The following is a 12,667-nucleotide window of genomic DNA, read 5'->3' on the forward strand; positions in this document are numbered from 1 at the left end:
GTATGCGAAACAGTCTGTTATCGTGTCGGCTAAACCGAACTGGCCGTGGGGGCTTGTCCATATCGAACATCGAGATACGGAGGAAACCTCTCATGGCCCATCCACGAAAACCCCGGCTCGGCTGGCTGGCCCTGGCTCTCACCGGGATCGCGGCCGTCACCGTCGGTGCCCACAGTTCCGCCGTCGCCGACGAACGCCCCGAGGCCGTTCAGGTCGACGTCGGCACCGCCGAGGAACTGATCAAGGCGCTGGCCGAGGCCCAACCCGGCCACACCATCAACCTGGCACCCGGCGAGTATCGCGGCAAGTTCGTCGCCCGGACCGGCGGGGAGAAGGACAACCCGATCACCCTGACCGGCCCGCGCGACGCCGTCCTCGTCAACGACGGCCCCAGCGGGTCGGCTCCGCAGTGCCCGACCCCGAGTCAGGACTGGGACTCCGGTTATGGCCTGTGGCTGTACGAAAGCGGCAACTGGAACCTCAGCGGCTTCACCGTCGCGGAGTCCAAGAAGGGCATCATCCTCGACGACTCGCCCGGCGTCACCGTCGACGGTGTCCACGTCCACGACGTCGAGGAGGAGGGCGTGCACTTCCGCCGCTCCTCGGCCGACGGCGTCATCAAGCACTCCAGGATCGAGAAGACCGGCCTCGCGAAACCGCAGTACGGCGAAGGCGTCTACATCGGATCAGCGCATTCGAACTGGGACTGCCACGGCAACTCCGGCGGCGCCGACAGGTCCGACCGGGTTCAGGTGCTGGACAACGAGATCGGCCCGGCCGTGGCCGCCGAACACATCGACGTCAAGGAGGGCACGACCGCGGGCGTCATCCGCGGCAACACCTTCAACGGCCAGGGCATCGCGGGCCAGAACTCCGCCGACTCCTGGCTGGACGTCAAGGGCAGCGGCTACCTGCTGGAGGACAACACCGGGAACTTCGCCCCGCCCGGCGTGTTCGCCAACGGCTACGAGACCCACAATCCCGGCACCTCCCCGGCGTTTCCCAACGGCTGCGGCAACGTCTGGAAGAACAACGCCTCCGATCTCGGTGACACCGGGGAGTACGCGATAAAGATCACTTCGGTGTCCAAATGCGAAGGTGACCCGAATGTCGTGTACGACTCCAACACCGTCACCAACGCCACCGGCGGTCTGACCAACATCGACGTGACTCCCGGGGGATAGCCCCTATACCCGATCGATCCCGAACGGCCGCTGTCAGGTCGGTCGGGATCGATTGCTTGTGGCGGCGAAGTTCCCGGCAAATTTACCCGTTCGATTCGGCGCGGCGTGCCCGCCGATGCCTGACCGTGGACCTAATCTCCTGCCTCAGTAAGACCCGGACCCTCCGGGATGAGGACTCCAACCAAGTGGGGGAAGAGATGCCAGACATTTCAACCATGTCAGAGCAAGAACAGCAAGCTCAGAGCCTGTCCACCGCGGCGGCGCGGAATCTGGCGACGACGACCAAGTCGACGCCGCAGATGCAGGGGATCTCGGATCGCTGGCTGCTGCGGGTGTTGCCGTGGGTGCAGACCAACGGCGGTGCCTACCGGGTCAACCGTCGGCTCACCTACACCGTCGGGGATGGACGGGTCACGTTCACCAACGTCGGTTCCGAGGTACGGGTGGTACCGCCGGAGCTGCGCGAACTGCCGCCGCTTCGCACCTATGAGGACGACGAGGTGCTGCAGACCCTGGCGGGCCGGTTCGTCCAGCAGGAGTTCGAACCCGGCGCGGTCATCGTCGAGCCGGGCCGCGCGATCGACGAGGTCTACCTGATCGCGCACGGCAAGGCGAACAAGGTCGGTACCGGCGCCTACGGCGACGACACGATCCTCGGGGTGCTGGCCGACGGGCAGTACTTCGGCGAGGAGTCCCTGACCGAGGACGACGCCCAATGGGGATACTCGGTGAAGGCCGTGACCGCCTGCACCGTCATGATGCTGCCCCGGCAGTCCTTCCAGGACCTGATGGAGCAGTCGGAGGACCTGCGCGACCACATCGACGACTTCCGGGAGTTCACGCACCACCGGCACAACCAGCACGGCGAGGCCGAGGTCGCCGTGTCCGCCGGGCACAGCGGCGAGGTCGAACTGCCGGGCACGTTCGTCGACTATGAACTGTCGCCCCGGGAGTACGAGCTCAGCGTCGCCCAGACCGTGCTGCGGGTGCACAGCCGGGTCGCCGACCTGTACAACGAGCCGATGAACCAGCTGGAGCAGCAGCTGCGGCTGACCATCGAGGCGCTGAAGGAGTGCCAGGAGAACGAACTCATCAACAACAAGGAGTTCGGTCTGCTGCACAACGCCGACTTCAAGCAGCGCATCTCGACCCGCACCGGACCGCCGACCCCGGACGACCTCGACGAGCTGCTGTGCCGTCGCCGTCGTACCAACGTGATGCTGGCGCACCCGCAGACCATCGCCGCCATGGGACGCGAGTGCAACAAACGCGGCATCTACCCGCAGAGCATCGACTTCCACGGGCACATGATGCCGACCTGGCGCGGCGTGCCGGTGCTGCCGTGCAACAAGATCCCCGTGACCGAGAACCGGATGAGCTCGATCATCGCGATGCGGCTCGGCGAGGAGAGCCAGGGCGTCATCGGTCTGCACCAGACCGGCATCCCCGACGAGTACGAGCCGGGCCTTTCGGTGCGGTTCATGAACATCAACGAGAAGGCGATCATGTCCTACCTGGTCAGCGCCTACTACTCGGCGGCGGTGCTGGTGCCCGACGCGCTGGGTGTGCTGGAGAACGTCGAGATCGGACGGTTCGACTAGTCCTGGTCCGCAGGCGCCGGTCCCGGCTGACAGAGTCGGGACCGGCGCCGACCCCACATCCCACCTGAGCACGAAAGGCACCATGGACACCATTGACGTGATCCCGGGCTCCCGGTCGGCGCGGGAGATCCTCAGCCACAGCCGCACCCTGGTCGATCCCGGTCTGCGAGCCGCCGTCGACACGCTTCCACCGCCCACGCGGCACATCGCCGGATACCACTTCGGATGGTGGGACGAGAACGCCGAGCCCGCCGAACACAAGGCGGGCAAGGCGATCCGTCCGGCGCTGGTGCTGTTGTGCGCCAGAGCGGTGGGTTCCTCCGACATCGAGGCGCTGCCCGCCGCGGTCGCCGTCGAACTGGTCCACAACTTCTCGCTGGTCCACGACGACGTCATCGACCGCGACGTCACCCGCCGCCACCGGCCCACCGCCTGGAGCGTCTTCGGCGACGGCGCCGCGATCCTGGCCGGGGACGCGATGTCGACGCTGGCCTGCGCGGTGCTGGCCGACAGCGGTCACCCGGCGGCGATGGACGGCATCAAACTGGTCAACCGGGCGATCCAGGAACTCATCGACGGCCAGCACGCCGACGTCAGTTTCGAGACCCGCGAACAGATCGATCCGCAGGAGTGCCGGGCCATGGCCGCCGCCAAGACCGGCGCGCTGCTGGGCTGCGCCTGCGCGATCGGCGCCCGCTTCGGCGGCGGCAGCCCCCATCAGGTGGAACGCCTGCGCGCCTTCGGAACCGACCTCGGGCTGGCATTCCAGCACGTCGACGACCTGCTCGGCATCTGGGGCGACCCGCAGGCCACCGGCAAACCGGTGTACTCGGATCTACGCAGCCGCAAGAAGTCGCTGCCGGTGGTGGCGGCGCTGGCCTCCGACTCCCCGGCCGCCGCCGCGCTGTCGAGCCTGTACTCGGGCACCGAACCGTTGCGGGACGAGGAGATCACCCGCGCCGCCGCGCTCATCGAGGAGGCGGGCGGTCGACAGTGGAGCAGCACCGAGGCCGCCGGACTGCTCGACCGCGCCCTGGCGTCACTGGCCGAGGTCGGCGCCGAGGAGTCCGCCGCCAGCGACCTGACCACCCTCGCGCGGCTGGTCACCCGGCGGGACCGCTGATGACCACTGAAGCGCGCACCGTGGTGCTGGCCTCGCCGCGTTCGTTCTGCGCCGGGGTGGAACGGGCCATCGAGATCGTCGAACTGGCGCTGGAACGGTTCGGCGCCCCGATCTACGTCCGCAAGCAGATCGTCCACAACACCCACGTGGTGGCGCGGCTCGAGGGCGAGGGCGCGATCTTCGTCGACGACCTGGACGCGGTACCCGACGGGGCCTGCGTGGTGTTTTCCGCGCACGGGGTGGCCCCCAGCGTGCGGGCCGAGGCCGAGTCGCGGGGCCTGGACGTCATCGACGCGACCTGTCCGCTGGTCGCCAAGGTGCACACCGAGGCCCGCCGGTTCGCCGAACGCGGCGACACGATCCTCCTCATCGGGCACTCCGGCCACGAGGAGGTCGAGGGCACCATGGGCGAGGCGGCGGGCATCCGGCTGGTCGAGTCGCTGGCCGATGTGGACTCGCTCACGGTCGAGGATCCGTCGAAAGTGGCCTATCTGACGCAGACGACGCTGTCGGTCGACGAGACCGCCGAGATCATCGCGGCGCTGCGCCGCCGGTTCCCGAAGCTGCGCGGCCCGGGCGGCGACGACATCTGCTACGCCACCAGCAACCGGCAGGAGGCCATCGTGGAGGTGGCCCGGGAGGCCGACCTGGTGCTCGTGGTCGGCTCCCGCAACTCCTCCAACTCCCGGCGGCTGACCGAGGTCGCCGCCACCGCCGGAACCCCGGCCCACCTGATCGAGGACGCGGGGCAGATCCGCACCGAATGGCTGACCGGGGCGCGGGTCATCGGGCTCAGCGCCGGGGCCTCGGCGCCGCCGCACCTGGTGGAGGCGGTGATCGCGCACCTGCGCGGTTTCGGGCCGGTCACCGTCACCGAACGGCACACGGTGGAAGAGAACGTGACCTTCTCGCTGCCGCTGGTGGTGCGGCAGCCGTTAGGCGTGCTGCTCGCACCATTCCTTGAGCGACTTCGCCTCGGTGTCGACGAACTTGCGGATGGTGGCACCGGCCAGCAGCTTCGCCAGGAACGCCGTCGGACCGGCCAGGTCGAAGGTCAGCTCGACGACCGTGGTGCCGTCCGGGCCGGGTTTGGCGATGTGGTCGGCGCTCAGCCGCAGCCCGCCGGGATCGCTTGCCTTCCAGGTGAAGGACTCGCCCTCCTTCACCTCGGTGATGGTCCAGACCCGGTCGCGCTGCTTGGGCTGGACCACCTCGGCGGTGTCGCCGACCCGCAGACCGTCCTGATGGGAGGGTTTCACGGACGTCACGGTCGGCGTCCACTTCGGCCAGTCCTCCAGGTCGGCGATCGTCCGCCAGACCAGGTCGACCGGCGCCTTGACGGCGAGAGTGACGTGGTGAAACATGGAGATTCCTCTCGGTCTTCGGTGATCACCATTATTCGACCACAATCACTTGGTCGCTTTTCGGGCATATGAGGCAGCTTGTGGCCGTGTTGTAGTGATGTGATTGACCCGCGTAAATGTCTCCACCATCCTGGGTAGCCTGCCTGAACCAATGGAGGTTTTACCCATGTCGCGATTGCGTGCGATCGCCCGTCCTCGCTTCCGACTGTTGCTCGTGGCCGTCGTGGCCCTCGCCTCGATGCTGACTGCCGGAGTCGTGTGGGCCGAGTCCTCGGCCCAGGGCGACGGCTGTTACACCTGGAACCGCGATCTCGCGTCCGGCGCCACCGGCGACGACGTGAAGCAGCTGCAGATCCGGGTGTTCGGCTACCCCGAATACGGCAAGCAACTGGCCGTCGACGGCCAGTTCGGACCGGCGACCACCGCGGCCGTCAAGCGGTTCCAGCAGGCCTATGGCCTGTCCCAGACCGGCAAGGGCGACGCGGCCACCTACGCGAAGTTCTACGAACTGCAGGACGACGACTGCACCCCGATCCACTTCACCTACGCCGAACTCAACGACTGCAACTCCGACTGGTCCGGCGGCAAGGTCTCGGCGGCCGAGGCCAAGGCCAACGCGCTGCGGGTCATGTGGAGCCTGGAGGCGATGCGGCACGCGCTCGGTGACAAACCCATCACCGTCACCAGTGGATTCCGCAGCGTCCAGTGCAACAACAACGCCGGCGGCGCATCGGACAGCCAGCACCTGTACGGCCGCTCGGCCGACTTGGGCGCCGGACCGCACTCGCTGTGCACCCTGGCGAAGGAGGCCCGCAGCCACGGCTTCATGGGCATCTTCGGTCCCGGATACGACGGACACGACGACCACACCCACGCCGACATCCGCTCCACCCAGGCGTGGAGCGCACCCGACTGCGGTGTCCGCAAGATGGCCCCCGGAGCGGTGAAGCACCCCTAGAACCCTTACCGCCGTATGGAACGGATGGGCGCGCACCTGTCGAGGTGCGCGCCCATCCACGTTCGCTGACGGGGATCACCTGGCGCGCAGGCGTTCCACCGCACCGGCCAGCTTCTCGTCGGCGGCGTGCTCGTCCAGCGTCCGCGACAGGGCGGCCAGATAGGTGGGACGGGCATCGTCGCGGCGTTCGCGGCCGGCCTTCGTGATCACGGCGTACACGCAGCGCCGGTCGTGATCGCTGTGGCTGCGCTCGGCGAATCCGGCCTTCTCCAGCCGGTGCACCAGCCGCGACACCGAGCTTTGGTCCAGCCCGGTGCGGTCGGCCAGCTCCTGCATTCGGAGCCTGCCGCCGTCACTGATCGCCAGGTGGCACAGCGCCCGGTACTCCGACAGTCCCAGCGAATGCCCGCGCTGCAGTGCATCGGCGAGTCGTTGCTCGACCCGACCGTGGAGAACGATGAGCGTGCTCCAGGTGTCGTTGTCGTCCTCGGGGGTCATGCCTGTCTCCTTCCGCTGTGGCCAAGGATACTTGTATGAACATTGTTTGTACGCACAAGCATGTTAATGTATGCGCAAGCAAATAAAATTCCGACGGAGGGAACCAGCCATGACCACGCGCACCCGGGTGACGATCCCCGACGACCACTACGAGCCCTACGCCATCTCGCAGGCCATCATCGCCGGTGACACCGTCTACGTCTCCGGCCAGGCCGCCATCGGCCCCGACGGGAAGACCGTCGGCGGCGACGACTTCGAGGCCCAGGCCCGCCAGGCCTTCGCCAACCTCGACACGGTGCTCACCGCGGCGGGTTCCAGCCTGGCCGACGTCGTCAAGGTCAACATCATGGTCACGGACATGAGCCACCTGGACACCATCGTCAAACTCCGCCGGGAGTACTTCGCCGAGCCCTACCCGGCCGACAACCTGCTTCAGGTCGCGGGCCTGGCCCAGCCCGACTGGCTCGTCGAGATCGACGCCGTCGCACTGGTGCGATGACACGACGTCGGCCACCCGCGAGGGGTGGCCGACGTCGGGGTCGGGCGGGTCAGGACGCGTTCGGTTTCGGGTTCCGCCACAGGCTCACGGCCGCGAACACGGCCCACACGATCAGCGAGAACCGGCCCAGCGGCAGCAGCGCCGAGGCGTAGAACCACAGCAGCGAGCTGATCGACAGCACGGCGGGCACCGACGCGACCAGTCCGAAGATCCGCACGCCACGTCCCGTCATCGGTTCGGTGACCGAGGGCAGGCACAGCAGGCCGACGAACAGGCCCAGACACACGACGTGGATCACGCCGCCGGTCCAGAAGTTCCAGTCCCGCAGTGTTTCCACGGTGCCGGGCGCGGCGGTGGCGGCGACCTGGCCCAGCACCACCGACAGCGTGCCGGAGACCGCCAGCGACAGTCCGGCGATCCAGCCCGCGACGACGCCGACGCGACCGCCGGGGGACCGCATGCCGAGCGCGGCCCGGCCGACCAGGAACAGCAGCGCCAGTCCGGCGAGCACGTTCGCGGTGCCCAGCACGGCCGAGGTGGCGGTGTTGGCGCTGAAGTACTCGACGACCTCGGCCACCGGCGCGTCCGGAAGCGGGATCGAGCCGTTCTCCAGCGGCGCGCTGGCGAACTGCCCGCCGAGGAACAACGCGGCGAAACCCGCGCCGCCCCAGGACCACAGGCGCCGGTTCCTCGGGACTGATGGGTTGGTTGACATGGTGTGACTCCTCTGAGGGCGTTGTCAGTTGCGACGTTTCCCATCCTCGGGAGTTCGGGTGCCGGTGGCATCGGCTCGCGGGCGGCCGTGTGGGTACGCCGTCGGGAGCAACCACGGCGCCGCGTCACCCGGGTTCGGCGTAACCGACAAGCCGCCCGCGGTCCGATGGCGACGGGCGCGAACCGGGTGAGGCTTTGGACGTACCGAACGGCACTACCCAAAGGAGACGACAATGTCCACGCTGCCGACATGCGAGGACATCGATGTCAACGGACAGGCGGCGAGCCCCGCAGAATTATTGCGGTGCAAGGCCGCCGACTGGCCGTTGAAACACAGCATCGACATCCTGCGGATCAGCCTCGGGCTGATTCATGGGATTCGGATCGGTCAACTTCTCGGTCCTGAAGGACTGAGCGTGCGGATAACGCCCGACCGGGTGCCGGGTGGGCTTCCGCATCTGGGACGCCATTGTTCGCGGCGTCCGGGACGCGTGACTGTCGCCCCGCATGCCGGGAATCGCACCCGGCAGGTCTTCGCGCTCCAACGTCGCGGGGAAACCGGGTCCACCGGCCAAGTGGCCGGGATTGTGCCTTCAGCGACTCGCACGAGACACACACGCTAACACACCGTACAAGTACTCTGCGTAGGGCCGCCAAGGCGCTGGGCGCCCGGCTGACCGCTACCCGGTGAACCCCGGTCGTGACGTCCGGCCACTGGGGACACTCCGGCGGCCGGACGTTCGTCATGCCGGTCCGCGCAGTGCCGCGGCGGTCTCGGCGTCGGCCGGGAAGAACGACTCGATGGCCAGCTCCGCGACCGTCACGTCCATGGGAGTGCCGAAGACCGTGGTGGTGCTGAAGAACGACAGCACCCCGGCCGCGGTCGTCACCCGCAGCGGCACCACCAGACTGTGCCCGGGCGCGTGGTCGACGCCGCCGGGATAGCCGCCCAGCTCGGTGCGCAGCCGCTCCAGTTCCGCGTCGCCGGTGGTGCGGATCTGATGGTCGAGCCGGGACAGGATGTGTCCCCGCCACTGCGGCAGGTTGCGGATGCGCGGTGCCATCCCGTCCGGGTGCAGACTCAGCCGCAGCACGTTGACCGGCGGCTCCAGCAGCGCCGCGTCGCAGCCCTCGGTGAGCGGGTCGATGGCGGCGTTGGCGTCCACCATGTTCCAGTGCCGGTCCACCACGACGGCCGGAAACGGCAGGTGCCCGTCCAGGATCTGGATCAGCGCTTGGCTGATGCTTCGCATCGACGGCTGCTCCAGTGAGGACTCGGTGAAGGCCGGGGCGTGGCCCGCCGCCAGCAGGATGTCGTTGCGGTGCCGCAGCGGGACGTCCAGCTCCTCGCACACCCGCAGGATCATCGACGCGGTCGGCCGCGACCGTCCGGTCTCGATGAAACTCAGGTGCCGGGTCGACACCCCGCACCGGATCGACAGCTGCTGCTGCGTCAGGTGGCGCTGGCCGCGCCAGTGCCGGATGAGTTCACCGGCGGGCGGGGTGGTGGCCGGTTCGGCGAGCTGGGTCATGCGGGCAAGCCTACGACCACGGGTAATGCCCGGCTTTACCTCTCAGGTAATCGACGGGACGCCACCTCGGGGACAAGCTGGTGTCGTTCCCGGAACCGACGGGACGACAACCCAAGGAGACCACGACATGTACGACTTCCACGCCATCGCCGCCAAGTACCTGGACGCCTTCAACGCCACCGACACCGACCGCCGCGCCGAACTGCTGGCCGAGGTGTTCACCAAGGACGTCAGCTACGTCGACCCGATGGCGGCCGTGACCGGCCACGAGGGACTGGACGCGTTCATCACCGGCGCCCACGGCCAGTTCCCCGGCTGGACGTTCTCGCTGGTGGGTGCCGTCGACGGCCACAACAACCAGGCCCGGTTCAGCTGGGGACTGGGCCCCGAGGGCGAGGAACCGCCGGTGCTGGGCTTCGACGTCGTCGTCCTCGACGCCGACGGCCGCGTGAAGTCCGTGCACGGTTTCCTGGACCGGGTGCCGGGGTAACCTCACCGCTCATGACGACTCCGACGATGCGAGCCGCCCGGTTGCGAGAGCCCGGTCCGGTGACGAACCTGGAACTTGTCGACCTCCCGGTGCCGGAACCGCGACCGGGCTGGGTTCGCGTCAAGGTGGAGGCCTTCGGCCTCAACCGTTCCGAACTCCACACCCGGCTGGGCCTGGCCGAGGGCGTCACCTTCCCGCGGGTGCTGGGCATCGAGTGCGTCGGCGTCGTGGACGCCGATCCGGACGGCGACCTGGAAGGCCGCCAGGTCGCCGCGATGATGGGGGACATGGGGCGCCGCTACGACGGCGGCTACGCCGAGTACACCGTCGTGCCGCGCTCCAATGTGGTCCCGTTCCGCTCCGCACTGCCGTGGGAGGTCATCGGCGCGGTCCCCGAGACCCTGCAGACGGCCTACGGTTCGCTCACCACCGGCCTGGACCTGCACGCCGGGCAGACGCTGCTGATCCGGGGCGGCACCTCCGCCCTCGGCCTGGTCGCCGCGACGCTGGCCAAGGACATCGGCGCCACGGTCCTGTCCACCACCCGTAACCCGGACCGGGCCGAGGCGCTGCTGCGGCAGGGCGTCGACCAGGCCGTCGTCGACGATGGACACATCGCGGACACGGTGCGCGGCCTGTGCCCCGGCGGGGTCGACGCCGCGCTGGAACTGGTCGGCACCCCGACGCTGCCGGACACGCTCGCGGCCACCCGGGTACACGGCACGGTGTGCTTCACCGGCATGCTGTCCAACGAGTGGATCGTCCCGAACTTCTATCCGATCGGGTACATCCCCAAAGGCGTGCGGCTCACCGGTTACGGCGGCGAGAGCGAGGACCTGCCCAGCGAGGTGCTCCAGGACCATCTGGACAAACTCGCCTCCGGCGCGGTCAACCCGGGACCGACACACGTGTACACACTGGACGACATCCGGCGGGCGCACGACGACCTGGAACACAACCGAGTGTTCGGCAAACTCGTCGTGCGGCTCTAGAGCCCGAGCGCCGCCGCGGTCTCGGTGCGCAGCGCCTCCAGGCACGCCGCCGCCCGCTCCCGGGCGGCGGGGATGTCGTCGTCGGCCACCGGCTCCACGAACTCCAGGTACGCCTTCAGCTTCGGCTCGGTTCCCGAGGGCCGCACCACGACCCGGGCGTTGGTGGTGCGCAGCGTGACCACGTCGGCCTCCGGCCGCAGGTCGACGTGCTCGGTGATCGGATCGTCCAAAAGGGTCTTCGGTGGGTTGGCGCGCAGCCGGGCCATGGCGTCGGCGATCTCGCGCAGGTCGTCCACCCGCACCGACAGCTGACTGGTGGCGTGGACGCCGAACTCGCGGGCCAGCTCGTCGAGCCGGTCGGGCAGGTTGTGCAGCTGGGCCCGCAGCCCGGCGGCCAGCTCGCAGGTCAACAGCGCCGCCGAGACGCCGTCCTTGTCGCGGACGTGCCCGGGGGCGACGCAGTAGCCGATGGCCTCCTCGTAGCCGAAGGCCAGGTCGTCGGCGGCCCGCACGATCCACTTGAACCCGGTCAGCGTCTCCTCGTACGCGACGCCCCTGGCCTCGCACAGTGCCCGCAGCATCGACGAGGACACGATCGTGGTGGCGTAGGTGCCGCCCCGGCCGCGCCGGATCAGGTGGTCGGCCAGCAGGATGCCCAGCTCGTCGCCGCGCAGTCCCCGCCAGCCCTTGGCGTCCTCGATGGCCACCGCGCACCGGTCGGCGTCCGGGTCCAGTGCGATGGCCAGGTCCGCCCCGGTGCGGCGCGCCAGCGCGATCAGCAGGTCCATCGCGCCGGGTTCCTCGGGGTTGGGGAAGGCGACGGTGGGGAAGTCCGGGTCGGGTTCGGCCTGCTCGGCCACCAGCGGCGGGGCCGCGAAACCGGCGCGCACCATGGCATCGCGCAGCGTCGCGCCGCCGACGCCGTGCATCGGGGTGGCCACGACGGACAGCGCCTTGGGGTTGTGCGGGTCGACGACCGCCGCCACCCCGTCCAGATAGGACTCGACTATGGACTCGCCCAGCCGCTCCCCGGCCTCGCCGAGCTTGATCTTCGACAGTGGACCGAGTTTCTCGATCGCGGACTCGATCTCGGCGTCCACGGGGGACACGATCTGCGCCCCGGCACCGCGCGGCCCACCCAGCGCCGCGCCCAGATAGACCTTGTAACCGTTGTCGGCGGGCGGATTGTGGCTGGCGGTGACCATGACACCGGCCACCGCGTCCAGGGCCCGCACCGCGTGGGCCAGCACCGGCGTCGGCAGCGGCCGGGGCATGAGCAGCGCGCGCCGTCCGCTGCCGGTGACGACCCGGGCGGTCTCCTCGGCGAAGTCGGTGGAGCCGTACCGGGCGTCGAAGCCGATCACGACCGGACCGGCCGCGCCCTTGCCGTCCAACCAGGACACCAGTCCGGCGGCGGCCGCGCGCACCACCGCGCGGTTCATCCCGGCCGGGCCGGCGCGGACCGGGCCGCGCAGTCCGGCGGTGCCGAAGGTCAGCCGTCCGGAGAACCGGTCCGCCAGTTCCGGGTGGCTGGCGGGCAGTTCGTCGAGGAGCCGGTACAGCTCCTCCCGGCTGGCCGGATCCGGGTCATCGGTGATCCAGCGCAGCACGCGGGCCCGAAGCGATTCCAATGTGGTGGTGGCGGTCGGCTCTGGCATGCGCTGATCTTCGCATAACGCCCCTACGCAGAGGCAGGACGCCCATCGTCGAAC

Annotated in this window: 12 protein-coding genes and 1 pseudogene; 8 read left to right on the plus strand and 5 right to left on the minus strand. The window is 69.0% G+C overall.

Annotation, left to right across the window (positions count from 1 at the left end; genetic code table 11):
• Positions 1–92 precede the first annotated feature (92 nt).
• From SNAS_RS03750 to ispH, 4 genes and pseudogenes are all read left to right on the plus strand, one after another.
• Positions 93–1,184, plus strand: a complete 1,092-nt coding sequence (locus SNAS_RS03750; protein ID WP_013016044.1) for a right-handed parallel beta-helix repeat-containing protein — start codon at positions 93–95, stop codon at positions 1,182–1,184.
• Between the two features lie 215 nt (positions 1,185–1,399).
• Positions 1,400–2,785: a family 2B encapsulin nanocompartment shell protein gene (locus SNAS_RS03755; RefSeq protein WP_244409106.1), complete on the plus strand. Its 1,386-nt coding sequence runs from the start codon at positions 1,400–1,402 to the stop codon at positions 2,783–2,785.
• Positions 2,786–2,867: 82 nt separating this feature from the next.
• Positions 2,868–3,908, plus strand: coding sequence for a family 2 encapsulin nanocompartment cargo protein polyprenyl transferase (locus SNAS_RS33695; RefSeq protein WP_013016046.1), 1,041 nt, complete (start codon positions 2,868–2,870; stop codon positions 3,906–3,908).
• Positions 3,908–4,828: pseudogene (gene ispH / locus SNAS_RS37435) on the plus strand (4-hydroxy-3-methylbut-2-enyl diphosphate reductase); the annotation flags it as partial. The gene SNAS_RS33695 and the pseudogene ispH, both read left to right, overlap by 1 nt.
• A gap of 15 nt (positions 4,829–4,843) precedes the next feature.
• Here ispH and SNAS_RS37440 read toward each other — a convergent pair.
• On the minus strand, positions 4,844–5,272 hold the full coding sequence (locus SNAS_RS37440) for an SRPBCC family protein (RefSeq protein WP_052304893.1): 429 nt from the start codon (positions 5,270–5,272) through the stop codon (positions 4,844–4,846).
• A 166-nt stretch (positions 5,273–5,438) separates the two neighbouring features.
• Here SNAS_RS37440 and SNAS_RS03770 point away from each other — a divergent pair, with 166 nt between their 5' ends.
• On the plus strand, positions 5,439–6,230 hold the full coding sequence (locus tag SNAS_RS03770) for a D-Ala-D-Ala carboxypeptidase family metallohydrolase (protein WP_013016048.1): 792 nt from the start codon (positions 5,439–5,441) through the stop codon (positions 6,228–6,230).
• A gap of 75 nt (positions 6,231–6,305) precedes the next feature.
• On the opposite strand, the gene SNAS_RS03775 is transcribed toward SNAS_RS03770, so the two are convergent.
• Positions 6,306–6,728, minus strand: a complete 423-nt coding sequence (locus SNAS_RS03775; protein WP_013016049.1) for a MarR family winged helix-turn-helix transcriptional regulator — start codon at positions 6,726–6,728, stop codon at positions 6,306–6,308.
• 109 nt (positions 6,729–6,837) lie between these two features.
• Between SNAS_RS03775 and SNAS_RS03780 the strand changes: the two genes are divergently transcribed.
• A complete protein-coding gene (locus tag SNAS_RS03780) occupies positions 6,838–7,227 on the plus strand; it encodes a RidA family protein (RefSeq protein WP_013016050.1) in 390 nt (129 codons plus the stop codon).
• 49 nt (positions 7,228–7,276) lie between these two features.
• Here SNAS_RS03780 and SNAS_RS03785 read toward each other — a convergent pair whose 3' ends face one another.
• A complete protein-coding gene (locus SNAS_RS03785) occupies positions 7,277–7,942 on the minus strand; it encodes a hypothetical protein (RefSeq protein WP_013016051.1) in 666 nt (221 codons plus the stop codon).
• Positions 7,943–8,684: 742 nt separating this feature from the next.
• Positions 8,685–9,473 carry a helix-turn-helix domain-containing protein gene (locus SNAS_RS03790; RefSeq protein WP_013016053.1) on the minus strand — a complete coding sequence of 263 codons (789 nt, stop codon included), beginning with the start codon at positions 9,471–9,473 and terminating at the stop codon, positions 8,685–8,687.
• Between the two features lie 127 nt (positions 9,474–9,600).
• Here SNAS_RS03790 and SNAS_RS03795 point away from each other — a divergent pair, with 127 nt between their 5' ends.
• A complete protein-coding gene (locus SNAS_RS03795) occupies positions 9,601–9,963 on the plus strand; it encodes a nuclear transport factor 2 family protein (protein WP_013016054.1) in 363 nt (120 codons plus the stop codon).
• A gap of 26 nt (positions 9,964–9,989) precedes the next feature.
• Entirely contained in the window at positions 9,990–10,955 is a 966-nt protein-coding gene (locus tag SNAS_RS03800) for a zinc-binding dehydrogenase (protein WP_041624534.1), read from the plus strand.
• On the opposite strand, the gene SNAS_RS03805 is transcribed toward SNAS_RS03800, so the two are convergent.
• Positions 10,952–12,613, minus strand: a complete 1,662-nt coding sequence (locus tag SNAS_RS03805; RefSeq protein WP_013016056.1) for a phospho-sugar mutase — start codon at positions 12,611–12,613, stop codon at positions 10,952–10,954. The two genes, SNAS_RS03800 and SNAS_RS03805, sit on opposite strands and share 4 nt — an antisense overlap.
• Positions 12,614–12,667: the final 54 nt, after the last annotated feature.

The organism is Stackebrandtia nassauensis DSM 44728 (assembly GCF_000024545.1).
Taxonomy (GTDB): Bacteria; Actinomycetota; Actinomycetes; order Mycobacteriales; family Micromonosporaceae; genus Stackebrandtia; species Stackebrandtia nassauensis.

Excerpts from the sequence above, each read along its gene's own strand:
- SNAS_RS03755 (WP_244409106.1), top strand. The coding sequence starts at position 1,400 with ATGTCAGAGCAAGAACAGCAAGCTCAGAGCCTGTCCACCGCGGCGGCG.
- SNAS_RS03780 (WP_013016050.1), top strand. The coding sequence starts at position 6,838 with ATGACCACGCGCACCCGGGTGACGATCCCCGACGACCACTACGAGCCC.
- SNAS_RS03790 (WP_013016053.1), bottom strand. The coding sequence starts at position 9,473 with ATGACCCAGCTCGCCGAACCGGCCACCACCCCGCCCGCCGGTGAACTC.
- SNAS_RS03770 (WP_013016048.1), top strand. The coding sequence starts at position 5,439 with ATGTCGCGATTGCGTGCGATCGCCCGTCCTCGCTTCCGACTGTTGCTC.
- SNAS_RS03795 (WP_013016054.1), top strand. The coding sequence starts at position 9,601 with ATGTACGACTTCCACGCCATCGCCGCCAAGTACCTGGACGCCTTCAAC.
- SNAS_RS03805 (WP_013016056.1), bottom strand. The coding sequence starts at position 12,613 with ATGCCAGAGCCGACCGCCACCACCACATTGGAATCGCTTCGGGCCCGC.
- SNAS_RS03750 (WP_013016044.1), top strand. The coding sequence starts at position 93 with ATGGCCCATCCACGAAAACCCCGGCTCGGCTGGCTGGCCCTGGCTCTC.
- SNAS_RS37440 (WP_052304893.1), bottom strand. The coding sequence starts at position 5,272 with ATGTTTCACCACGTCACTCTCGCCGTCAAGGCGCCGGTCGACCTGGTC.
- SNAS_RS33695 (WP_013016046.1), top strand. The coding sequence starts at position 2,868 with ATGGACACCATTGACGTGATCCCGGGCTCCCGGTCGGCGCGGGAGATC.
- SNAS_RS03775 (WP_013016049.1), bottom strand. The coding sequence starts at position 6,728 with ATGACCCCCGAGGACGACAACGACACCTGGAGCACGCTCATCGTTCTC.
- SNAS_RS03800 (WP_041624534.1), top strand. The coding sequence starts at position 9,990 with ATGCGAGCCGCCCGGTTGCGAGAGCCCGGTCCGGTGACGAACCTGGAA.
- SNAS_RS03785 (WP_013016051.1), bottom strand. The coding sequence starts at position 7,942 with ATGTCAACCAACCCATCAGTCCCGAGGAACCGGCGCCTGTGGTCCTGG.